This is a genomic window from Larkinella punicea (assembly GCF_003334855.1).
GTDB lineage: Bacteria > Bacteroidota > Bacteroidia > Cytophagales > Spirosomataceae > Larkinella > Larkinella punicea.
This window is the reverse complement of the sequence record NZ_QOWE01000026.1, coordinates 108,317-130,960: the sequence shown is the minus strand read 5'-3', so window position 1 is coordinate 130,960 and position 22,644 is coordinate 108,317. Positions and strand designations below refer to the sequence as shown.

Genomic DNA, 22,644 nt, shown 5'->3' with positions numbered 1-22,644 from the left:
TTCAAAGAACTACAAGCCAACGTCATTCTGGAAGTCCTCGACTTACCCAACGGCGTTGAGCTACTCAGAAAATACTTAGCACACCAAGCCCGAAGGAGTTAAACCAATCCTTCGTACAGTACTGATGATGAATGTTAAATGGTAAAGTCAAAGAGCGCCTACCACTTTTACATTAAACATTCATCATTTTACATTGAGACTTCCGCTTTCTGCCCCTAAATCCCCTAAAGGGGAGGGCTGTTAAGTTCTGGAAATTAGGATCTTTAAAGTTAGCAATATCGGTCCGCTTTTCGCCCCCAACCCCCTAAAGGGGACTTGGACTCGGAATTCTCCGGATGCTAAAGTCCCCTTTAGGGGATTTAGGGGCAAAAGCGGAAGTCCTACATTCATCATTTATCCTTCCCTTTTTCAAAAATCCGTGTCCGCTTTTTTCAGATCCAGTTCTTTGATCCAGATGTTGCGATAATAGACATCGTGCCCTTCGGCCTGAAGCTTCAGGCCGCCCGGTGTATCGGTGATGCCTTTGCCCCCATCATTCCCGCCGTCGATGCCCGAATTGGGTCCGCCCCACACCTGATTGATGTCCTGATTGGTATGCACTTTTTTGCCGTTGAAATACATCGTCAGCCGGGCTTTTTCGGTGCGCTTGCCGTCCTGAAACCGGGCCGCCCGAAAAACGATGTCATACGAATTCCATTTTCCGACGCCGTTGTAAGCGTGGTACGGTGACGGCGTTTCGTTGATCACGGCCGCCATCCCGTGCGAAGTGGTGTCGCCATCGAGCACCTGAATTTCGTAGCGGTTTTGTAGATACACCCCACTGTTGCCGCCCGGTTTCAGAATATAAAACTCGATATGCAGCCGGAAATCCCGGAACGCTTGCTTCGTCACGATGTCGGCGGTGCCGTATTTTCCACCCGCAGCCGTGGGGTCGTTGGTGTTCAGAACCGTGCCTTTTCCGTCTGGATCTTTTTCAATGGTCCATTTAATGGGCGGGGTGGCGGCAAACCGGGGGCCTTCCCAGTAGATCCACTTCGAATCGAGCATCTGGCGGGACCCGTCAAACAGGATTTCAGCCCCTTTGGGCGCGCTGGTGCCGACGCCAACCTGCGCCTGAACGTTGGCTGAAATCATTGAATGCAATGAAATTAGTAAACTAAGGGCGAAAAACTTATGTATAATAGCCCCTAAATCCCCTAAAGGGGACTTTCTGCATCTGGAGTGTGCTGAGTCCAAGTCCCCTTTAGGGGATTTAGGGGCTGAAGCGAAAAGGCGAAAAGCAGAATAGTTCATCAGAAAAAGGGGTTTGGAATCAATCCGTAAAGGTGCACTAAAGATAAGCGGGTTTCGGTAAATTGCCGATTGGAAATTTTCGATGATCCAATTAATTTACATCGGGTTAACGCGCCGGAACGGAGTAGTTGACCCGCCGATTTTGCTTACTGAATTCTAAACCTACTCCCTTTGAAAATGAAAGATAACGCTTTTACCGTGTCCCGGCGGGATTTTCTGCTGGCGGCTGCGGCCACCGCACTGGCCCCTCCGCTGGTGCTCCAGGCTTCAAAAAGAAAGCTCGGCCCGAACGACAAACTCAACCATGCCTGCATTGGCGTAGGCGGCATGGGCTGGGGCGACCTCAACCAATTCGGTAAGCATCCGAGGGTCAATATTGTAGCAATCTGCGATGTGGACGCGATCCGGTTGAAAAAGGCTTCCGACGCCTACCCACAGGCCCGCACATATACCGACTGGCGCGAACTCCTTGAAAAAGAAGGCGATAAAATTGACTCGGTCAACGTCACCGTGCCGGATCATAATCACTTTGCCATTGCCATTCAGGCCATCCGGAACGGAAAACACGTGTATTGCCAAAAACCGATGTGCCACGATGTGGCCGAGGTTAGGGTGCTGACCGAAGCCGCCGTCAAGGCTGGCGTCGTGACCCAGCTCGGCACGCAGATAGCCGCGGGCAAAGGCGACCGTACCGCCGTTCAGTGGATCAAAGAGGGAGCCATCGGCAAGATAAAACACGCCTATCTCTGCTCCAACCGCCCCGGTGCCGTAGAACATTACCGGCTCGTTGGCCCGCGCCCGGCCGAACCCCAGGAAGCCCCCCCGACCCTGAACTGGGATCTGTGGGTGGGCACGGCCCCGATGCGTCCTTTTTCGCCGGACATTTATCACCCGACCAAATGGCGGGCGTGGCAGGATTTTGGCACCGGCTGGTCGGGCGACATCGGCTGCCACATTTTCGACGCCGTCTGGAAAGGATTGGGCCTGAAACCGCCCAAGTCGGTGATTGCCGAAGTGCAAAAATCCTGGGAAGACTCACCCGCCCGCCGGGGTGACACCTGGCCGCAGGGCAACCACATTACGTGGTCGTTTCCGGGCAACAAAATGACCGCTGCCCGCACCCTGCCGGTCGAGTGGTTCGACGGAGAATTTTACCCGCCCGAAGAAATTCGGGCCTTGTTCTCGGTGACCGACTATCCCGCCGAGTCGGCAATGCTGATCGGCACGAAAGGTGCCCTGCTGATTCCGCACGGCAAGATGCCGGTTTTGCTGCCGGGCGACCAATTCAAGGACTACAAAGTGCCGGAACTGGAAGAACGCAACCATTACCACCACTTTGCGGAGGCTTGTCTGGGCGGCCCGAAAACCGAATCCCATTTTGCCCAATCCGGGCCAATGACCGAGGCTATTTTACTGGGGACCGTTGCGATTCGGGTGCCGGGGCAACTGCTGGAATGGGACGCTGCCCGAATGAAATTCCCGAATAATCCCGATGCCGAGCGCTACCTGAGCCGAATTTACCGCGATGGCTGGCGCATTGCGGGGTTGTAAATTGCCCCTCTTTAACCCGGTCAAAACTGGCGGCTACAAAATGATTCATCCCTACGGGATTCATTTTCCGTAGAAGCGGATGTGGTTCCTACAAAATGGATCATCCCTACGGGATTACCCTTGGCAATCAATCCCGTAGGGATGATCCATTTTGTAGCCTCCGGTTTAACCCGCTGAAGATTGCAACCAATCTCGTAGGGATAATTCGTATTATAGCACTTGGCTTTAACCTGCTGACGATTGCAATTAATCCCGTAGGGATTAATCATATTGTAGCCCCCGGTTTAACCAACTAATCCCGTAGGGATGACTTATGTAGTAGCCTCTCCCGCCAGCGCCAGTTTGATGTGCGCCAGGTGGTGCTGCGTGTGCCAGGCCGACATGGCGATGGCCTGCGCCTGGCTGAACCAGAGTTTCCGAATTGGATGATAGTATTTGATCGCCAACTGCTCATCCGTCAGCGATTTCAGCAGGTAGACATACCGGCGCGTGATGCCATCAAACGACACCAGCGAATCTTCAATCGGCGCGGTCAGCGAATCCGGTGTGGCCACCCAGCCGTCCATGTTGATCAGGGTGACGACCTCATAATCAGGCTCGGTGAGGGCTTTTTTCATCCGCAGAAAATGCAGCAGTTGAATGTCGCTGACGTGGTGAATCAATTGCTGAACGGTCCAGCTCCCCTCGCGGTAGGTCTTGGCCAACTCTTCCGGCGACAGGTTTTCGACCAACTCCCGGTAGCGGGCGGGCATGGCTGAAAGAATCACAATCAAGTGCTGCAATTCCCCTGATGAGTAGGTTTCCTGCATCGTGAGGGGGCCGATGGGGTATTTCCGGTTTTCCATATCTGTTCAAAAGCCGTGGTTTTGTATGCGTTGAACCGGCAAGTTCTAAAAAAAGATGGAATGCCTGTCGATCGACAGGCATTCCATTGAAATAAATGACATGGAACGGACTACATGCATGTCAGGAAGCGTGTTAATGTATACATCGCTGAACGTTACGAAAAAGGATCATTTTTCTTCTTGATTCTGGAAGCCAGGCTAGCAATCAGAATAACCAGAACGGAAAAGAATACGGCGGGTTCCATAATGAGGAATACAGGTTTATTCACCAGAAATAGCGAGGTGCTCCCTATGTGATCCTGACCGGGATGGTAAGACTAAACTCGGTCATTTGTTCGAGCCTGCCAAATAACGGCTGGCAATTGAATTGTGGCCTTCGGGCAACGTAAAGAAAATGCAAAATGGCAATTACCCGTTGAAGCTTCAAACCGACCCATTGTAGCCCCAAAGTACCCCATTGAAACTTCGCCCTTCCCGATTCATCGGGTCTTGGTTAGTATTGTGGCGGCAACGACCAAAACAGTCACAGGAAATAGTGCAAATGATCAAAAACTCCTGTCGCTTTTCTTATTTGAAGCTTGCAACGCCCGGCGGCTCAGCTCAAAATTCACACCACTTTGGGGCGGAACCCCTCGTGCGGTTTTCTCTAAAGTTTAAACCACTTCATATCCTTTCAATCATGAAAACAAAAATTACCCAAAAAGGCACAGAAGCCAAAGGCGAAGCCGCACCAGCTTCCCGGAGATTGAGCTTCCTGATTGCCATTGCCTTCTTGAGTATGGTTTTTCCCAATCAAACTCAGGCTCAGCAAAATAAGGATTTTCTTCTCAGCAAAAATCAATTCAGAGTAGGGCTAGGTGCCACTTACAGTAAAACGGTGGATTTTCAGTACTCGCCCACTACATTTCAATCGGTCAGAACAAATGTGCAGTTGGGTTATTCCAATCGCTTGAAAAAGGGAATCTTCTTTACTAATCTAAATGTATTTTTGGGATCTCTGACACCGGTTTCCGGTCCAGACCTGGATTTTTATATTCAGGAAACGGATATCCATGGTTCTGAAACCGCTGAGTTAAATCAACTTGCATTAAGCCAATTGGGATTCAATCTGGAAATTGGCTACCTACATAAACTGTCAAAACCGGTTACTCCCAAAACAACACTGTATCTGGGAGGTAGCCTTGAAGAAAACTTCACGTTCACCCCTGGTTTTCTGAATATAGGCACGATCAACTACGGTTCATTAAATGCAAAAGCAAGGCTGGATTACTTACTGTGGAATGGAAAACCCCTCAGTTTCGGTCTGTCCGTTCCTCTTGTATCGCTGGTCACCAGGATGCCTTACCACAATTCGCCTAACATACCTGGCAGGTCTGGACTAGCAGGTTTCTTCATGGACAATAATCATATTGAAACACTCAACCATTTTCAAGATTTCCGATTTTCTGTAAAATATCATTGGCTGGTAAGCAAAAAGTTTACAACTGATATCGCCTACCAAGCTTTATGGGTACACTATTACAAACCGGAACACCTTACACAAGCAGGTAGTCAGTTGACTCTTGGATTCACTTTTTAATCGTACTAAAATGAATATAAAAAAAACCATAAGCTTCGGCATTTTGATGCTGGTAGTTCTCTCTTTTACTTCCTGCGAAAAAATGCTGGTGGAGGTGAAGCCGGATAATTCTTATGAAAATAACTTTCAGCTAATGTGGGAAAAATTCGACAGTCACTACGGCCTCTTTCTGGTAAACAAGATAGACTGGGATGCCGTATATACTTCGCATCTGCCCCTGGCCAGGGCTGCAAAGAACGAAAAAGAATTGTTTGCCGTCCTTTCTTCTGCGCTAAGCATCCTAAAGGATCAACATGTGAATATTATTACAACCGACCCCATACTGACAGATTATAACAGCGGCCACAATGGTCATATTCCCGCTCAACAAGACTTTCTTTTCAAAACGGTTCGTAATCATTATCTAATTGAATACCAGGAATGCACGGAAAATTTTGGCTATGGAAAACTTTCAGATGAGATAGGTTATATACACGTTTCATCCCACATGGACAATCTTTCAGATATTAAAAAGGCCATGGACAAAGCCATCAAAGCGTTGGCTTCCAGCAGAAAAATTGTCTTTGATATCAGGGGTCACCATGGCGGGAGCGACAATATAAGCAAGTACATCGCAGGCCGGTTTGCCAAGTCAAAAAGGCTGTTTATGACCTCCCAAAAAAGAAATGGTCCGGCACATGATGATTTTGAAAGCGTCTTGGAATGGTATGTAGAGCCGGAGGGTGGAAGTCAGTATACAAAGCCCGTCATTTTACTAACCACTTCTCATACCATCAGCGCCGGTGAAACATTTACATTTGCCATGCGGGAAAATGTAAATGTAATTCAAATGGGAGAAACAACGGCCGGTGCCTTTTCTGATACGGTGCCTTTTCAATTGCTAAACGGGTGGCTTATCACCGTGAGTGTAGGAGACTACCGGGGATCTGACGGTAAGAGTTATGAAGGTATTGGGATTTCACCACATATTTATAGTAAAAACCAGCAGGCTGATGTATTGGCAGGGGTTGATAAAACGCTGGAGTTGGCCATGAGGTATTGAAATACATAGATCTTTTATAAATGGAGAGCATGAATCAGTTTCACCTAAAAATGTTTACCAAATACTGCCTTTCGTAACCTCATGATTTACAATCAACGGATTGTCTTTTTTACTATTTTTGTAATCAATCATGTTAAAACCGCATCAGACAGACTATGAAAACGTTAGCCATCCTGACCCTCGCCCTCGGAATCTCGCTTAGCGCCGTCGCACAGGACAACGTCAGCTACCACGGCAAAAAAATAACCGCCGACCACGCCACGCCAACCACCGAGCTGCCCGCCAAAATGGGCGACAAGACAAAACTGGAAACCAAAGTGGAAGGCACCGTCGAGTCGGTTTGTCAGGTGAAAGGCTGCTGGATGCGCGTCAAAGCCGCCGACGGCCAGGCCATGCTGGTGCGGTTCCGCGACTATGGTTTCTTTGTTCCGAAAGACATCGTTGGCAAAAGCGTCGTTTTTGAAGGAACCGCCGAAACCAAAACCACTTCCATAGCCGAGTTGCGTCACTATGCCGAAGATGCCGGTAAAAGCAAGGAAGAAATTGCCAAAATAACCGAGCCCGAAAAAGCCATCACGTTTGTGGCCGATGGGGTGATCGTGAAGAAATAAAAAGCCCGATTAAACCATCTTCGGGCGTCCGATAAATGTGTATCTTGAAAGCCGCAACCTCTGCGGCTTTTTTGCTTTTTAAAATCCAACTGCATGAAAAAAAACTACCTTTCCGCCGTACTCCTTCTCGTATTCCTGACGTCGCCCCTGCTAACGCTGGCCCAGCAACGCACCCTGATTCACTGCGGCAACCTGCTCGACGGCGTTCGCAACGACCTCCAGCGCGAAATGACCGTGATCGTGGAAGGCACGAAAATTACCGCCATTCAGAAAGGCTATGCCAAACCGGCGGCTTCGGATCGGGTGGTCGACCTGAAAAGCAAAACCGTGTTGCCCGGCCTGATCGATATGCACGTCCACCTCGAAGGCGAAACCCGCCGGGGCGGAACCCTCGACCGGTTTACGATGAACGTACCGGATGTGGCTTTTCAGTCGGCCAAATACGCCCAAACTACCCTAATGGCCGGTTTTACGACCGTTCGGGATCTGGGCGGCAGTGGCGTCAACGTGGCCTTGCGCAATGCCATCAACCGGGGGCTGGTCGACGGTCCGCGCATTTTTACGGCGGGGAAAACCATTGCCACCACTGGCGGTCATGCCGACCCGACCAACGGCTACCGCAAGGATTTGATGGGTGATCCGGGTCCGCTGGAAGGCGTCATCAACAGCCCCGAAGAAGCCCGCAAAGCCGTTCGGCAACGCTACAAAGACGGTTCTGACCTGATCAAAATTACGGCCACGGGCGGGGTGTTGAGCAACGCCAAAGATGGTTCGGGACCGCAGTTTACCGAAGAAGAAGTTCGGGCAGTAGTCGAAGCCGCCAAAGATTACGGTTTTGCCGTTGCAGCCCACGCCCACGGTGCTGAAGGCATGAAGCGGGCCATCCGCGCGGGGGTAACCACCATCGAGCACGGCACGATGATGGACGATGAAGCCATCGAGTTATTCAAAAAACACGGCACCTATTACGTCCCCACCATTATTGCCGGGAAAGTGACCTCCGATTCGGCCAAAATATTCGGGTATTATACGCCTTTTGTTACCCGCAAAGCCCTCGCCATCGGCCCACTGATTCAGGCGACCTTCGCCAAAGCCTACAAAGCCGGAGTCAAAATTGCATTCGGTACGGATGCCGGCGTTTTCGTTCACGGCTACAATGCGAAGGAATTTGAGTACATGGTTGAAGCGGGAATGCCACCCCTGGAAGCGATCAAATCGGCGACAATGGTCAATGCCGAGTTGCTGGGGATGAAATCGCAGATTGGCTCGGTCGAAACCGGCAAACTCGCCGACCTGATTGCCGTCGACGAAAATCCCGTTCAAAACATCAAAACGCTGCAACAGGTGCGGTTTGTGATGAAAGAAGGAAAAGTGTATAAACAGTGAAATGGGGAATGATAAATTAGGCTATTCGTTTTTTGCCCCTAAATCCCCTAAAGGGGACTTTTTGCATCCGGATGATTCCGTGTCCAAGTCCCCTTTAGGGGATTTAGGGGCAAAAAACGAATAAGAGTTACACTTTCCCTGCTTTTAAAACCTAAAATACTCCTTCGCATTATTGTAACAAATATCCTGCACCAGTTTGCCGATCCAGTCGATGTCGTTGGGCAGTTCGCCGTTTTCGACGTCATTGCCGAAGATATTGCAGAGAATCCGGCGGAAATATTCGTGGCGCGGATACGACAGAAAACTGCGCGAATCGGTCAGCATCCCGACAAACCGGCTCAGCAAACCCATGTTCGACAGCGCGTTGATCTGTTTCTGCATTCCCTCCTTCTGGTCCTGAAACCACCAACCCGAGCCGAACTGAATTTTACCCGGCATCGATCCATCGTTAAAGTTACCGATCATCGTGGCCATCACTTCATTATCGCCGGAATTGAGGTTATACAGAATGGTTTTCGCCAGTTGATCGCGGTCATCCAGTCCCCCTAAAAACCGGGCCAGCGGACTCGCCTGCCGGAAATCACCGATGCTATCCCAACCCGTATCGGGGCCGAGCGTCCGCAACGCGCGTTTGTTGTTGTTCCGCAGCGCACCCAGGTGGAATTGCTGCGTCCAGCCTTTTTCCCAGTCCCATTCCGCAAACCGGTCGAGCATATACGACTTGAATTGCAGGCTCTCGGTTTCACTCAGGGCACCATTCGACAGTAATTTCTGAAAGACACCGCTCACTTCCGATTCTGTATATGGCTCGGCATAAATCAGTTCCAGACCGTGGTCGGAAAGGCGACAACCCGCCTGGGCAAAGTAGTCATGCCGTTGTTTCAGGCATTCCATGAACGTGTCGAGCGAGCGAATTTCCTGGTTGCAAACCTCTCCTACGCGCTTTACATACGCCTGAAAAACCGCAACGTCGTCGATCGCCATCGCTTTGTCGGGCCGGAACGTGGGCAACACTTTTACCTCAAAACCGTCGGCGGCAATCTTTTTATGGTACTCCAGCGAATCCGTCGGATCGTCGGTGGTGCAGACGGTTTTCACGTTGAAATGCCGCAGCAGGGTGCGGGTCGACATGCCGGGGAGTTGTTCCGTACAGCGGTCGTACACTTCGCGGGCGGTGGCACCATTCAGCACGGTTTCGACGCCGAACGGGTTTTTCAGCTCCATGTGCGTCCAGTGGTACAGCGGATTCCGCATCGTGTACGGCACGGTTTCGGCCCACTTCTGAAACTTTTCGTAATCCGACGCATCGCCGGTACAGTATTTTTCGGCCACACCATTGGTGCGCATGGCCCGCCATTTGTAGTGGTCGCCATAAAGCCAGATTTGCGTCAGGTTCTCGAACGTTTTATCGGCAGCAATCTGATCGGGCGGCAGGTGGCAGTGGTAATCGATGATGGGCATCGCCTTGGCGTAGTCGTGGTAGAGCCGCCGGGCGGTATCGGTCTGGAGAAGAAAATCTTCGTCTAAAAAGGATTTGATGGGTTGATCAACCAGCATGGTCGTACGGGGTTGCGTTCACCCAATAAAGGCTAAGGCGTCGGCTTTTTACCCGTCAACAGGACATCAAGTACAAACGAACAGCCTGGCAGCACGTCGATGGGCTGGTCCCAGTTTTTCAAAATCCAGTCTTTTCCCGGTTCGGCGATCCAGATTTTTTTTGATTCGGTAAAAATCCAGATGACCTTTTCGGTGCCAAAATTCAGCAACTGCGTGGTTTTTTCCTGGTAATAATTAAAATCGGAATGAAAGCGGGTGAAGTCGGCTTTGGTGTCCACTGCTATCGCAATTTTCGGCGGTATCCAGGCGTATTTGGTCAGATCCTGATCCGCCAATTGCGCCGTGGAAAAAATCGCCACGTCGCAGGCACGCCAATCGTTCTTTTTAAATTGAATGCCCAATTCGTTGGTAACGACCGTAAACTCATCCTCATTCAATGCATTCATTAGTCGCGCGACCAGTTTGGCGACCAGAATCCCCTGTAATAAACTCGAACTCATTACTTCTTCAACCGCTTTAGTCCCGTTCAATACATCCTTGTATCCGGCGTAATAAACCGGTTTGCCGGCCCACATCTCATAGACGAGCGATTCGAGCAAACGAGCCCTGGCAATCCGGGCCTCGCGCTGCTCCGGACTGCGTTTGTTAATTTGTTTTTCCTGAACCTCAGCCATTTTGGTTTACGGTTTTCAGTTGGCGGTTTTCAGTCTACGGTGGACCATCACTACAGCCCCACCGTACACTAAAAACCGTCAACCGTCAATCGGTCTTACTTCTACCAATATACAAAAAATACAGACTCGGTTTTAACACCTGTTAGGTCTTGAAGACCTAACAGGTGTCGTTTTACAGACTCGACCGCTCGATTCCCAGCATCAGGCCACGGAGTTCGGCGAGTCCGCGCAGTCGTCCGATGGCCGTGTAACCGGGGTTCGTCCGTTTTCCGGAATTCAGGTCATCGAGCATTTTGTGGCCGTGATCGGGACGGAACGGCATTCTGAAATCTTCCAGTCCTTCCTCTTCCCGGCGTCGCTGTTCGCCCAGCAACGCACTGATGACGCCGAACATATCCACATCGCCGTCCAGGTGATTGGCTTCAAAAAAGTTGCCCTCTTCGTCGCGTTTCGTACTGCGCAAATGAATAAAATGAATGCGGTTTCCCAGGCGATCCACCATGCCCACCAGATCGTTGTCGGGCCGAACACCATAAGAACCGGTGCAGAAACACAGGCCGTTGGCGGGCACATCGACCGCATCCAGCACCATCCGGGCGTCGGCTTCCGTACTCACTACGCGGGGAAGACCCAGAATCGGATACGGGGGATCATCGGGATGGATCGACAGCCGAACGCCCGCATCCTGCGCAACGGGTGCAATTTCCCGCAAAAACGCGTAGAGATTTTCGCGTAATTCCTTGTCGCCGATGTGCTTATAGGCATTCAGGGTTTCCTGAAACTGCTCCACCGTATAGCTTTCTTCCGAACCCGGCAAACCCGCCAGAATATTTAACTGCAAACGCCGGGCTGCGGCTTCATCGAGGGCTTCAAAGCGGTTTCGAGCTTTCAGAAGTTGTTCGGACGAATAATGTGCTTCGGCACCGGGGCGTTTCAGAATGAACAATTCAAAAGCCGCAAACTCCGTGGCATCAAACCGCAAAGCCGTCGACCCGTCCGGCATCAGGTAGTCCAGATCGGTGCGGGTCCAGTCCAGCACCGGCATAAAATTGTAGCAAACCGTATCGATGCCGCAGCGGCCCAGGTTGACAATCGACTCTTTGTAATTTTCAATATACTGCTGAAAACCGTCGGAGCGGGTTTTGATGGCATCGTGAACCGGAATGCTTTCGACCACCGACCACGTCAGGCGGTGTTCGCCGGGGGCACCGGCTTCAATGATGGATTTGCGGGTGGTAATTTCATCGACGGACCACACCTGTCCGTTGGGAATATGGTGCAACGCCGTTACAATGCCCGTCGCTCCGGCTTGTTTGATGTCGGCGAGACTAACGGGATCGGCAGGGCCGAACCATCTCCAGGTTTGTTCTAATGCCATTTCTTTGCGCGTATTTTTGATTGAAAAAGCAGGCCGTTGAATGGCTCTACTCATTTCGCCTTCCGGCCTTTCGATCTACTATTTTTTCGTGACATTTCGGTAAGTTTGGCAAAATTTTGTCTTTATAGCATCGCTAACCCCTTTTCATAATGTCCGCCCCCTCCGGAAATTATCGCTGGCGAATCGTGCTGCTTCTGTTTTTTGCAACGACCATCAACTACATCGACCGGCAGGTGCTGTCGTTCACGATGATCGACGAAACGTTCCGGCGGGAAATGATGGGCAAGGCGGCCGATGAAGCCCTGACGGAAAGTGATCTGGATCAGTTTAAAGTGCTCTATAGTTACGTCGATACGGTTTTCAAAGTGGCCTACGCGCTGGGTTTTCTCCTCATCGGCTGGCTCATCGACCGGGTGGGCACGAAGCGGGGGTTTTCCATTTCGATCATTCTCTGGAGCATTGCCGGCATTTTGAATGCGTTCATTGGATCGTTGCGGGGGCTCAACATCGTCCGGTTTATGCTGGGCGTCGGCGAAGCAGGCAACTTTCCGTCGGCGATCAAATCGGTGGCCGAGTGGTTTCCCAAAAAGGAACGTTCATTTGCCACGGGTCTCTTCAATGCCGGTACCAACGTTGGGATCATTGCCACAGCGGTTCTGATTCCGTGGCTGACCATTCAGTTTGGCTGGCGGTTTTCGTTTGTCGCTACGGGTCTGCTGGGTTTTCTGGTGCTGATTGCCTGGCTCCGAATCTACCACCGCCCGGAAGAACACCCGCGGGTGACCAAGGCCGAACTGGCTTATATTCAGCAGGATTACGAAGAAGATCTGCCGGAAGAAAAGCTGTCGTGGTGGCGCCTGCTCGGTTTTCGACAAACCTGGGCGTTCATTGTCGGCAAGTTCATGTGTGACCCCATCTGGTGGTTTTACCTGAGCTGGCTTCCCGATTTTTTCAACAGCAGCGAATCGCTCGACCAGCGGCTCGATTTGAAGAATGTCGGCCTGCCTTTTCTGGTTATTTACATCGTTTCCGATGGCGGCAGCGTGCTGTTTGGCTGGCTCTCGTCCAAGTTCATTCACATGGGCTGGTCGGCCAACCGGGCTCGTAAAACCACCATGCTGATCTGCGCAATTTGCGTCGTTCCAATTTTTTTTGCGGCTCAGACCAGTAGTATTTACGTAGCAATTGCCTTGATTTCATTAGCGACGGCCGCCCACCAGGGCTGGTCGGCCAATATTTACACATTCGCGTCGGACCTATTCCCAAAAAATGCCGTGGCGTCGGTCACCGGTATTGGCGGAATGTTCGGGGCAATGGGCGGCATTTTGCTGGCGGCTGTGGCGGGCAATATCCGTGTCAGTCTGGGCTATTTGCCGCTGTTTATCATCGCCAGTTCGACTTATCTGATCGCGCTGGTGATCATCCATTTCCTGTCGCCAACCCTGGAGCCGGTAACGAAAAAGGAACTGGAAAGTATCGGTGTTTAAAATTGAAAGAGGGTTTTAAATGGGTTAATGGCTGAAAATGGTTACATGGTTAAAATGGCTGGAAATGGTTACATGGTTAAAAATGGTTGTCAGTCACCCGTTTTCAACCATGTAACCATCCCAAACCATTCAACCATTTTAACCATATAACCATCAACCCATTTTCAACCATCAAAAACCATTCAGTACTTGAAAAAAATTGTCACTTTCGGTGAAGTCATGATGCGTCTGGCGCCACCGGGTTTTGCAAAATTTACGCAGGCGCATTCGTTGAATGTGGTCTATGGCGGAACGGAAGCCAATGTGGCGGTTTCACTGGCCTATTTCGGTTGCCAGACCGCCCACGTCACCCGGTTTCCCGACCATGCCCTGGGCCGTGCTGCGGCTGCAACCTTGCGGTACCACGGCGTCGACACGTCGAGCATCAGCTTTGGCGACGGACGGCTGGGGCTGTATTTCCTGGAAACCGGGGCCGTGAGTCGCGCCAGCCAGATCATTTACGATCGCTACGACTCCGCTTTTTCGCTGATTCGACCCGGCGATTTCGACTGGGAAACGATTCTGGCCGGTGCCGACTGGTTCCATTGGTCGGGCATCACGCCGGCGCTGTCGCAACAGGCCGCTGATTGTTTGCAGGAAGCCATCGAAACGGCCAACCGGCTGGGGGTGATGGTTTCGGGTGATATTTATTTCCGGAGTAATCTGTGGAAATACGGCAAAAGACCGCAGGACATTTTGCCCGCGCTGACCGCCGGTTGCGATCTGGTGCTGGGTAATCAGGAAAATTTCGAGGAACTCTACGGCGTAAAAGCCGACTCTTTCGAAGATGCCTGCCGGAAAATGCAGATCCAGTTTCCGCGGATTCAGTATTTTACCGACACCGAACGGCAATCACTGAGCGCGTCGCATAACCGACTTATGGCCAAGTTTTTCGACGGCTCAAAAACCTATTCGTCTGACGTTTATGACATTACGCACATCGTCGACCGAATCGGGGGTGGTGATGCGTACCTGGCCGGGCTGATTTACGGTTTGTTAACCAAAAACGACCCGCAATACGCCGTTGAATTTGGCGCGGCCGCTTCGGCCCTGAAACACACCGTCGAAGGCGACGCCAACCTGGTTTCGGTTCAGGAAGTAGAAGCCATGGTCGGTGGTGACAAGTCGGGACGACTGAGAAGATGATTTTATAAACGATGAATGATGAATGATGAACGATGAGTGTATGGCGGAACCCATTCATCGTTCATCATTCATCATTCATCATTCCCAAAAAAACTGTGGCTCGTTTTTCAAGATTAGAAGTTTATCAGGCCATTCGGCAGGTGCCAGTGGTACCGGTTTTTTATCACGCCGATGCCGACGTTTGTCGCGAAGTGCTGGGGGCCTGCTACCGGGCTGGCATCCGGGCGTTCGAATTTACGAACCGGGGCGATTTTGCGCACGAACTGTTTTCGGAACTGGCCAAAATAGCCGCCCGCGATTTCCCGGAGCTGGTGCTGGGAGCCGGAACGCTGGTAGAAGCCGGAACGGCGGCCCTTTACATTCAGTCGGGGGCAAATTTCATCGTGGGGCCGTCGTTTCACGAGTCCATCGCCCGAACCTGTAACCGCCGGAAAGTGGCCTATATGCCGGGCTGTGCAACGCTCACCGAGATTTCAACCGCCGAAGAGTTTGGAGTGGAAGTGGTCAAGGTCTTTCCGGGCGACACGCTGGGACCCGGTTTTGTCAAAGCCGTGAAAGGGCCGATGCCATGGACGAGTGTCATGGTGACGGGCGGTGTCGAACCGACCCGCGAAAGCCTCAGCACCTGGTTCAAGGCGGGTGTAACCGCCGTAGGCATTGGCTCCCAGTTGTTCCCGAAAGAGGTGCTGGCCAACCGCCAATACGATCAGATCGAAACAAAAGCCAAAGAAGTGCTCGCCATTCTGGCGGAGTTAAGAGTTAAGAGTTAAGAGTTAAGAGTGATGAATTAAGAGTTGGCTGACGCATAATAACTCTTAACTCATAATTCTTAACTCTTAACTTAACAATTGCGCTCTATTCATTTAGGATTTACTTTTACACAATACTGGTAACATTTGACGCCGTCCAGGCAACCAAGCAACGTATCCATCATCATGACACCACTGAATCGTTCAAATCATCCGGCCACCATTCACCCTGAGCGCGTGCTGCAATTTGGCACGGGCGTTTTGTTGCGCGGATTACCCGACTACCTGATCCACAAAGCCAACCAGCAGGGTATTTTCAACGGCAGCATCGTTGTGGTGAAATCCACCGGTGGTGCAACGGATGAATTTGCCGAACAGGACGGTTTGTATACGGTGGTGACGCGAGGAATTCAGAAGGGTCAGACGGTGGATAAACATACGGTGGTATCGGCCGTCAGCCGCGTTATTTCGGCGAAGGAAGACTGGAAAGCCGTGCTCGACATTGCCAAAAAACCGTCGTTGCAGGTCATCATTTCCAACACGACCGAAGTAGGAATTCAGTATGTAGCCGAGAGCATTTTTCAAAATCCTCCGCAGTCGTATCCGGCCAAACTAACGGCTTTTTTATACGAACGATTCAAGAATTTTGGTGGTGGACGCAGCAAGGGGATGGTGGTCATTCCCACCGAACTGATTACCGACAACGGGCTGAAACTGCGCGACATTGTCGAAAAAGTAGCCAAACACAACGAACTCGGCAAGCTGTTTATGAAGTGGCTGAAATACCACGTTCGCTTCTGTAACTCGCTGGTCGACCGCATTGTACCGGGAAAGCCCGACGCCGAAACGTTGCTCCGGAAACAGGAAGAACTGGGCTATGAAGATAAACTACTGATCATGGCCGAACCCTACCGGCTGTGGGCCATCGAAGGCGACGACCGCGTCAAAAGCGTGCTGACCTTTGCCAAAGCCGACCCGAGCGTTGTGATCGACGAAGACATCAATTTTTACCGCGAACGCAAACTTCGCGTTCTGAATGGAGGCCATACCATCAGCGTACCGCTGGCGTATCTGCTCGGTCTGGAAACCGTCAACGAAATGATGCTGCACCCGCTGATGGGCCGTTTTGTGGAGGAGGTGATTACCCAGGAGATTGTGCCGACCCTACCCGAGTGGATGATTCCGGAAGAAAACCCGGACGCCGTGCGCGAATTTGCCGCCGACGTGCTCGACCGGTTCCGCAACCCGTATATTGAACACCTCCTGCTCAGCATTACGATGCAGGAAACCTCCAAAATGCGCGCCCGGAATCTGCCGACCATTCAGCGATTTGTGGAACAGCAGCAACAGGTGCCGCAACGAATGGTGCTCGGCTTTGCGGCTTATCTACGGTTCATGAAAGCGGTTCGGTTCGAGAAAGGGGCTTATCTGGGCGAAGCGACTACGCCCTCCGGTGGCATCATCACCTACCCCATCCGCGACGATTACGCCGAATATTTCTTCAATATGTGGCAGAAAGTCGATGTACACGATGCGGCTTCGGTGCGCAATTTCGTTCACGCCATCTGCGACGATTCGGCCTTGTGGGAAATGGACCTGCGACCCCTCAGCGGTTTTGCCGACGCCGTTGCCGAGCAGCTTAATAACCTGCTGACGCTGGGCGTTGAAGCGACCATTGAACGCCAGATGGCAACCGCTGAGTCTACGACCAGCGGCTCAGGAATTGATTAAACGCGTCTTTGTGCTGGTCACTAACCGGAATGGTGGCCGAACCAATCTGGATGGTGTTGCGCGTTACAGCCTCGATTTTGTCCAGTGCGACGATAAACGAGCGGTGAACGCGCATAAACCGCCGGGAGGGCAGTTTGTCTTCCAGGGCTTTCAGGCTTGTTAGCGACAGAATCGGCTTCGGAACGGCTTCGGGGCGGTCTTTGCGCAAATGCACTTTCACGTAATCCTTCAATCCTTCGATGTAGAAAATGTCGTTGAAGGCAATCCGAACCAGTTGGTACTCCACTTTCAGAAACAGGTATTCTTCTTCCGGTTCGGGCGCAACCGGCAAGGCGATGGGGGGCCGGTTGATCAACTCAAAGTAGGCCCGGGCCTTGTTGGCTGCCCGCAAAAACTCTTCGTAATTAAACGGTTTGAGCAGGTAATCCAGCGCATCGACCTTGTAGCCTTCCAGCGCAAAATGATTGAAAGCCGTTGTGAAAATGATCCGTGGGGCGCTGCCGGTTTGATTCCGCTCCAGCACGCGGGCAAGCTCCATGCCCGTCAGATCGGGCATTTGAATATCCAGAAACAACAGATCGACCGGATGATCGTGCAGGCCCTGTAAGGCTTCAACGGCGCTGCTGTAGCGACCAGCCAGGGTAAGAAACGGCGTTTTTTCGACAAACGCACACACCAGCCCGAGGGCCAGGGGTTCGTCGTCTACCGCAATGCAATTGAGGGTCATGTGAGTTGCAGGTTCAGATGAACCAGATACTCGTTTTCGGGGGTGTCTTCTTTCACCGAAAGCTCATAGCGCTCGGGATAGAGCAAATCAAGCCGCCGACGTGTGTTGGTGAGGCCGATGCCACTGCCGACTTCGAGTGACTGATTTTTTTCGGGAAAGATCGTGTTTCTCACTTCCATTTCCAACTTTGACCCTTCCTGATGAATAACAATACTGATCCGGCTGGGTCGCATGGCGCTGACCCCGTGTTTAAAGGCATTTTCGACAAAAGGCAACAGCAGCATCGGCGCAACCGGCACATCCTGCAAGGGCGTCGGTTGTTCGAGCGTCACGGTTACTTTATCCGTCAACCGAAGCTGCATGAGTTGAATATAATCCTGAACGAAGTCGATTTCCTTGCTCAGCATGGTGGTATCGTTGCCGGTTTCGTAGAGAACGTACCGCATCATACGCGACAGCCGGTGCAGGGCTTCCCGCGACGCTTCCACGTCGAGGAGCGTCAGCGCGTAGATGTTATTGAGCGTATTGAAAAAGAAGTGGGGGTTGATCTGGGCTTTCAGAAAGGACAATTCGGAACTGACCCGGGCCTGTTCCAGACTCAGCCGCAGCCGGGCGTCTTCCTGCCATTTCTGAACGGAGGCAATGCTGGTTCCGATGCCTAACATCAAAAACGTGGTGACCAGCACCGACTGGCTCCAGCCCCAGATGTTCCGGGGTTTCCGAACCCCACCCTCAGGATGAAACGCCCTGAACATCAGCTCCGGCAAGTTAAACCAGGTATCGATGCTAAACAGCAGGATCAGGACAATGGCCGCCGTCAGAACAAGCGATCCTACATACATCCCGGTTTTATCCTGGAAGAGCAGTTGAGGCACCAATACCAGCGTGTTGAGGTAAAAGGCGCCGACCAGCAGACAGAAGTAAATTCCCTGTTTGATCCAGAATAAGGTGGGCAACGTAACGTCCCAGTTCAATGGCTGATAAACCAGCAGGGCAAAACCCAGCAAGCCCCAGGCCAGAACGTGCGTCAGGACCGGAACAGTACGACGTAACGTGAGTAAATTCATGGGATGATAGGATGATTGTGAGCAAAACGCTCAGGTTCAAAAATCTTCTGAAACGACAAAACAACCTGGTATCAAATGAAACCAGGTTGTCCAACTACCATCTCTATTAAAAAATATCTGTGCAGCAAGTGTATCTATGTAGTGATCGTTCGACGGAAATCAAGGAAGGGTGTCAAACGAGTAACGGTGTCAATTGATTTACAATCATACGGCACAAAAGCCAAAACCGACGGGAAGAATCGACAAATTGCCAGCTTGTCCCGACCAATAGCCGATTTTTACCTATTAGCCACCTCCGAACCTCTTTTCGGAACAAAACCGGTTCGTTTTTGGCATTAATCGGTCGAAACACGCCTTTAGTCGACATCCGTAACTTGCTGGTATATCGCGTTTTGCGGGCCATTTTTTCCGCTGTTGCTTTGTGTCGTTGATCAGCCGAAACCGGCAGCCAATCCACAAACCAGTTCATTTCACACAAAAATACATATCCGTATGAAAACCGCATTCGCTTCCATCGTTGTCGCTCTTTTGGTCAGTGCCTCATCCCTTACTTTCGCCAACAGCAACCCCAAACCGGGTGATCAGGCCCCCTTCGAGTCGTCGGTCATTGCTTTTCCGTCTACCATGAAAATTGACGTAGTTGTCCAGAATCTGGAAGGTGCCAACCTGACGATCCGGCTCGTCGACCACCTGGGCAATACCCAGGCCACGCAAAGACTCGGCAAACACGAGAAAGCCCTCCGTACCCGCTTCGATATCAGTGCCCTAACCGACGGCATCTACAAAGTAGTGGTGTCAGATGGTGCCAACACCCGGACGCAGGAAATCAATATTTCGACCAATGTGCCAACCCCCACGACCTACCGGACGGTTTCCATTGGGTAATTTGAAGATCAGGACAACCGTCTAACAATGGTTGTCCTGATCTTCATCCCAATAATACCATTTGGATTCATCGGTCAAAAGACGCCATCCGGCGACGTTTTCACGCCCTTAGTCTATTTCGTTTTTCAGAATCCCCCCACAATGGTTGATTTGCATATTCATTGTCTAATGAACTCAAAATCATGAACAAATTTTCCCTCTCTCTATTTGTTACAGTACTATGCAGTCTGGCTGCCGTTCAGACATTCGCCCAGTTTCCGGGCGGGGGCGGTGGTTTTGGCGGGGGTCGCATGGGACCCGGTGGCCAGCGCAGTGGTGAAAAAGAAAAAACATTCATTCCCGGAACGGTAGACGACGACAAACCCCGCGGCAACGGCAAGATTTCCGGTCTGGTGATGGACTCGACTTCCAACAAACCCGTTGAATATACAACCATTGCCCTGCTCGATATCAAAACCGGCAAGCCCATCGACGGGACCACGGCCGATGGCAAAGGGAAATTTACCTTATCGAAACTCGCTCCCGGCGAATACCGGCTCCAATACTCTTTCATTGGTTACCAAAATAAAGTGTCGGCTCCGATCAAAATTGAGAAAGGGTCGGATATTAACGTGGGCGTCATCAAACTGTCGCAGGACGTTCGGCTGCTCAACGAAGTAACCGTTACGGGTCAGGCGGCTCTGATCGAAGAGAAAGTAGACCGGCTGGTGTATAACGCCGAAAAAGACATTACGTCCAAAGGGGGCGATGCCGCCGACATCATGCGGAAAGTGCCGATGCTGAGTGTCGATCTGGACGGAAACGTCAGTCTGCGTGGCAGCAGCAACGTCCGGGTGCTGATCAACAACAAACCGTCGACGATTGTAGCCAGCAGCGTGGCCGACGCACTCAAGCAGATTCCGGCCGACATGATCAAGTCGATTGAAGTCATCACCAGCCCTTCAGCCAAATACGATGCGGAAGGTTCGGCTGGTATCATCAACATCATTACCAAAAAGAACACCCTGCAAGGCGCGACCCTGAACATGGACGTCGGCACGGGCAACCGGAGTTCGAACCTGAACCTGAATGCCAGCTATCGCCAGGGTAAAATGGGCTTCAACCTCGGCGGTTTTGGCCGGGCGATGTATAACATCAGAGGGGCCTTCAACAGCACGCAACAGACCATCGGCCAACTGGGTACGACCACCACAATTCAAAACGCCGATACCCGCCAGGCCGGGATGTTTGGCAACTACCAATTGGGTTGGGATTACGACATCGACAAAAACACCTCGCTGTCGGCCAGCCTGCGCTACGGCATGCGGAACATGATCAATTACCAGGATAACCTGCAAACGCTGTCGTATATCAACCTGCTGTCGACCATGACCGGTCGGAACGTGGAAACCAAAAACCTTTCGGGTACGGTCGATGCGAACGTGAGCTACACCAAAACCTACAAGCCGAACCAGGAATTCAGCGTTCTGGGGTTATACAGCCGCAATAACAACACCAACAACTTTGTAGCGGAACTGCTCAATGGCACCGACATGCAAACCATCACCAGCCGCCAGCGCAACGACAACCTGAGCTACAACCAGGAATCGACCTTGCAGATGGATTACCAGACGCCGATCAAAGCGAATCAATTGCTGGAGTTTGGCGGAAAAGGCATCTTCCGGAATGTCAACAGCGACTACCAGTATTATACGACGATGGGCGATAACGAGAACTATCAGATCAGTCCGATTCAACCGGCCAATACGCTGGACTACAACCAGAACATCATGGCGACGTACGTTGCCTACACGTATGCATCCAAGACGAAATGGACGCTGAAAGCCGGGGGTCGTTACGAATACACGTTCATCAACGCCAAGTTCAGTAACGAGCAGGGCAGCGATTTGAGTGATATTCCGGATTATGGCGTGTTTGTACCGAGCGTGAACCTGTCGAAAGGACTGAAAGGCGGAAAAATCGTGAAACTGGGCTACAACCGCCGGATTCAACGGCCGGGCATCCAATTCCTGAACCCCAACATCAACTCGGCCAACCCCCTCAACACCAGCCAGGGGAACCCGTATCTGAGACCGGAATATACCGACAACGTTGAACTGGGCCTGAGCGGTCAGATCAAGAAATTCTACATGAATGCGACGCTGTTTGCCCGCCAGACCAACAACTCCATTACGAGTGTTCGGGATGTGACGCAGATCAATACCGGAACGGAAGCCAATCCGGTTTATCAGCAGGCCATCAGCAGCACCTTCCAGAACATCGGGAAAGAGCAGGCCTATGGTGTGAATTTGTTCACCAATGTGACCCTGTTCTCCAAATGGCAACTGGGTGGTGGTGTTGATCTGTACCACACGTACCTGACCAACAACAACGCCAGTGCCATCTACGGCGCTTCCAACTCGGGCTGGGTCATCGGTGGCCGGTTGTTCACGAGCGTTACGCTGAAAAACGGCTGGGGCCTGCAGGGCTTCGGCGGAGGACGCGGACGTCAGATCAACCTGCAGGGTTATCAGGGCAGCTTTGCGTTCTACAACCTGGGTGTCAAGAAAGATTTCAACAACAAACGGGGCAGCATCGGTCTGGGTGCCGAAAACTTCCTGAACCACCCCTTCAAAGTGCGTTCGGAATCGTCATCACCGATTCTGACCCAGAGAAGCGTCAACAGCATGTACAATGCCGGGGTTCGCGTGAACTTCTCCTACCGTTTGGGTAAAATGAGCCTCGACGGTTCCGGATTCAGCTTCGGCCGCCGGAAGAAAACCATCAACAACGACGACCAGAAAGGCGGTGGTGGTGACGATGGCGGTGGTGCCGTACAACAGGCTCCCGCCACCGGTGGTGCAACGGGCGGACGTCCCCGTCAAAAATAATTTGGAGTACCCTGAATCCATGGCCGC

General features: G+C 51.6%; 18 protein-coding genes. 11 read left to right on the top strand and 7 right to left on the bottom strand.

Annotated elements, in window-relative coordinates:
- Window positions 1–408: 408 nt before the first annotated feature.
- Entirely contained in the window at window positions 409–1,134 is a 726-nt protein-coding gene (locus DUE52_RS26455) for a 3-keto-disaccharide hydrolase (protein WP_114409094.1), read from the bottom strand.
- A gap of 336 nt (window positions 1,135–1,470) precedes the next feature.
- Between DUE52_RS26455 and DUE52_RS26450 the strand changes: the two genes are divergently transcribed.
- Window positions 1,471–2,844, top strand: coding sequence for a Gfo/Idh/MocA family protein (locus DUE52_RS26450; RefSeq protein WP_114409093.1), 1,374 nt, complete (start codon window positions 1,471–1,473; stop codon window positions 2,842–2,844).
- Window positions 2,845–3,155: 311 nt separating this feature from the next.
- Here the strand turns inward: DUE52_RS26450 and DUE52_RS26445 are convergent, their stop codons facing one another.
- Window positions 3,156–3,689: a YfiT family bacillithiol transferase gene (locus DUE52_RS26445; protein WP_114409092.1), complete on the bottom strand. Its 534-nt coding sequence runs from the start codon at window positions 3,687–3,689 to the stop codon at window positions 3,156–3,158.
- A 679-nt stretch (window positions 3,690–4,368) separates the two neighbouring features.
- On the opposite strand from DUE52_RS26445, the gene DUE52_RS26440 reads away from it, so the two are divergent.
- The 4 genes from DUE52_RS26440 to DUE52_RS26425 all read left to right on the top strand — a co-directional run bounded on the left by DUE52_RS26440 (window position 4,369) and on the right by DUE52_RS26425 (window position 8,307).
- Window positions 4,369–5,268, top strand: coding sequence for a hypothetical protein (locus tag DUE52_RS26440; RefSeq protein WP_133299953.1), 900 nt, complete (start codon window positions 4,369–4,371; stop codon window positions 5,266–5,268).
- 10 nt (window positions 5,269–5,278) lie between these two features.
- Window positions 5,279–6,310, top strand: coding sequence for a S41 family peptidase (locus DUE52_RS26435; protein WP_114409090.1), 1,032 nt, complete (start codon window positions 5,279–5,281; stop codon window positions 6,308–6,310).
- Window positions 6,311–6,465: 155 nt separating this feature from the next.
- A complete protein-coding gene (locus DUE52_RS26430; protein ID WP_114409089.1) occupies window positions 6,466–6,921 on the top strand; it encodes a DUF4920 domain-containing protein in 456 nt (151 codons plus the stop codon).
- A 93-nt stretch (window positions 6,922–7,014) separates the two neighbouring features.
- Window positions 7,015–8,307 carry a metal-dependent hydrolase family protein gene (locus tag DUE52_RS26425; RefSeq protein WP_114409088.1) on the top strand — a complete coding sequence of 431 codons (1,293 nt, stop codon included), beginning with the start codon at window positions 7,015–7,017 and terminating at the stop codon, window positions 8,305–8,307.
- 144 nt (window positions 8,308–8,451) lie between these two features.
- Here the strand turns inward: DUE52_RS26425 and uxaC are convergent, their stop codons facing one another.
- The 3 genes from uxaC to uxuA form a co-directional block, all read right to left on the bottom strand.
- Window positions 8,452–9,864 (bottom strand): glucuronate isomerase, encoded by a 1,413-nt coding sequence (uxaC, locus tag DUE52_RS26420; protein ID WP_114409087.1) that lies wholly within the window; start codon window positions 9,862–9,864, stop codon window positions 8,452–8,454.
- Between the two features lie 32 nt (window positions 9,865–9,896).
- Complete coding sequence (locus tag DUE52_RS26415) at window positions 9,897–10,538, bottom strand: hypothetical protein (RefSeq protein ID WP_114409086.1); 642 nt, start codon at window positions 10,536–10,538, stop codon at window positions 9,897–9,899.
- A gap of 172 nt (window positions 10,539–10,710) precedes the next feature.
- Complete coding sequence (gene uxuA, locus DUE52_RS26410) at window positions 10,711–11,916, bottom strand: mannonate dehydratase (protein ID WP_114409098.1); 1,206 nt, start codon at window positions 11,914–11,916, stop codon at window positions 10,711–10,713.
- A 149-nt stretch (window positions 11,917–12,065) separates the two neighbouring features.
- On the opposite strand from uxuA, the gene DUE52_RS26405 reads away from it, so the two are divergent.
- The 4 genes from DUE52_RS26405 to DUE52_RS26390 all read left to right on the top strand — a co-directional run bounded on the left by DUE52_RS26405 (window position 12,066) and on the right by DUE52_RS26390 (window position 17,068).
- Window positions 12,066–13,403: an MFS transporter gene (locus tag DUE52_RS26405; protein ID WP_114409085.1), complete on the top strand. Its 1,338-nt coding sequence runs from the start codon at window positions 12,066–12,068 to the stop codon at window positions 13,401–13,403.
- A gap of 189 nt (window positions 13,404–13,592) precedes the next feature.
- A complete protein-coding gene (locus tag DUE52_RS26400) occupies window positions 13,593–14,588 on the top strand; it encodes a sugar kinase (RefSeq protein ID WP_114409084.1) in 996 nt (331 codons plus the stop codon).
- A gap of 95 nt (window positions 14,589–14,683) precedes the next feature.
- Window positions 14,684–15,358: a bifunctional 4-hydroxy-2-oxoglutarate aldolase/2-dehydro-3-deoxy-phosphogluconate aldolase gene (locus tag DUE52_RS26395; RefSeq protein WP_165841043.1), complete on the top strand. Its 675-nt coding sequence runs from the start codon at window positions 14,684–14,686 to the stop codon at window positions 15,356–15,358.
- 165 nt (window positions 15,359–15,523) lie between these two features.
- Window positions 15,524–17,068, top strand: coding sequence for a tagaturonate reductase (locus DUE52_RS26390; protein ID WP_114409082.1), 1,545 nt, complete (start codon window positions 15,524–15,526; stop codon window positions 17,066–17,068).
- On the opposite strand, the gene DUE52_RS26385 is transcribed toward DUE52_RS26390, so the two are convergent.
- Window positions 17,040–17,795: a LytR/AlgR family response regulator transcription factor gene (locus DUE52_RS26385; RefSeq protein WP_114409081.1), complete on the bottom strand. Its 756-nt coding sequence runs from the start codon at window positions 17,793–17,795 to the stop codon at window positions 17,040–17,042. The two genes, DUE52_RS26390 and DUE52_RS26385, sit on opposite strands and share 29 nt — an antisense overlap.
- Window positions 17,792–18,862 carry a sensor histidine kinase gene (locus tag DUE52_RS26380; protein ID WP_114409080.1) on the bottom strand — a complete coding sequence of 357 codons (1,071 nt, stop codon included), beginning with the start codon at window positions 18,860–18,862 and terminating at the stop codon, window positions 17,792–17,794. The genes DUE52_RS26385 and DUE52_RS26380 overlap by 4 nt, the downstream gene beginning before the upstream one ends.
- Before the next feature lie 492 nt (window positions 18,863–19,354).
- On the opposite strand from DUE52_RS26380, the gene DUE52_RS26375 reads away from it, so the two are divergent.
- Together DUE52_RS26375 and DUE52_RS26370 are read left to right on the top strand one after the other, a co-directional pair.
- Complete coding sequence (locus DUE52_RS26375) at window positions 19,355–19,747, top strand: T9SS type A sorting domain-containing protein (protein WP_114409079.1); 393 nt, start codon at window positions 19,355–19,357, stop codon at window positions 19,745–19,747.
- Between the two features lie 182 nt (window positions 19,748–19,929).
- A complete protein-coding gene (locus DUE52_RS26370) occupies window positions 19,930–22,617 on the top strand; it encodes a TonB-dependent receptor (protein WP_114409078.1) in 2,688 nt (895 codons plus the stop codon).
- The last annotated feature ends 27 nt before the right edge of the window (window positions 22,618–22,644 follow it).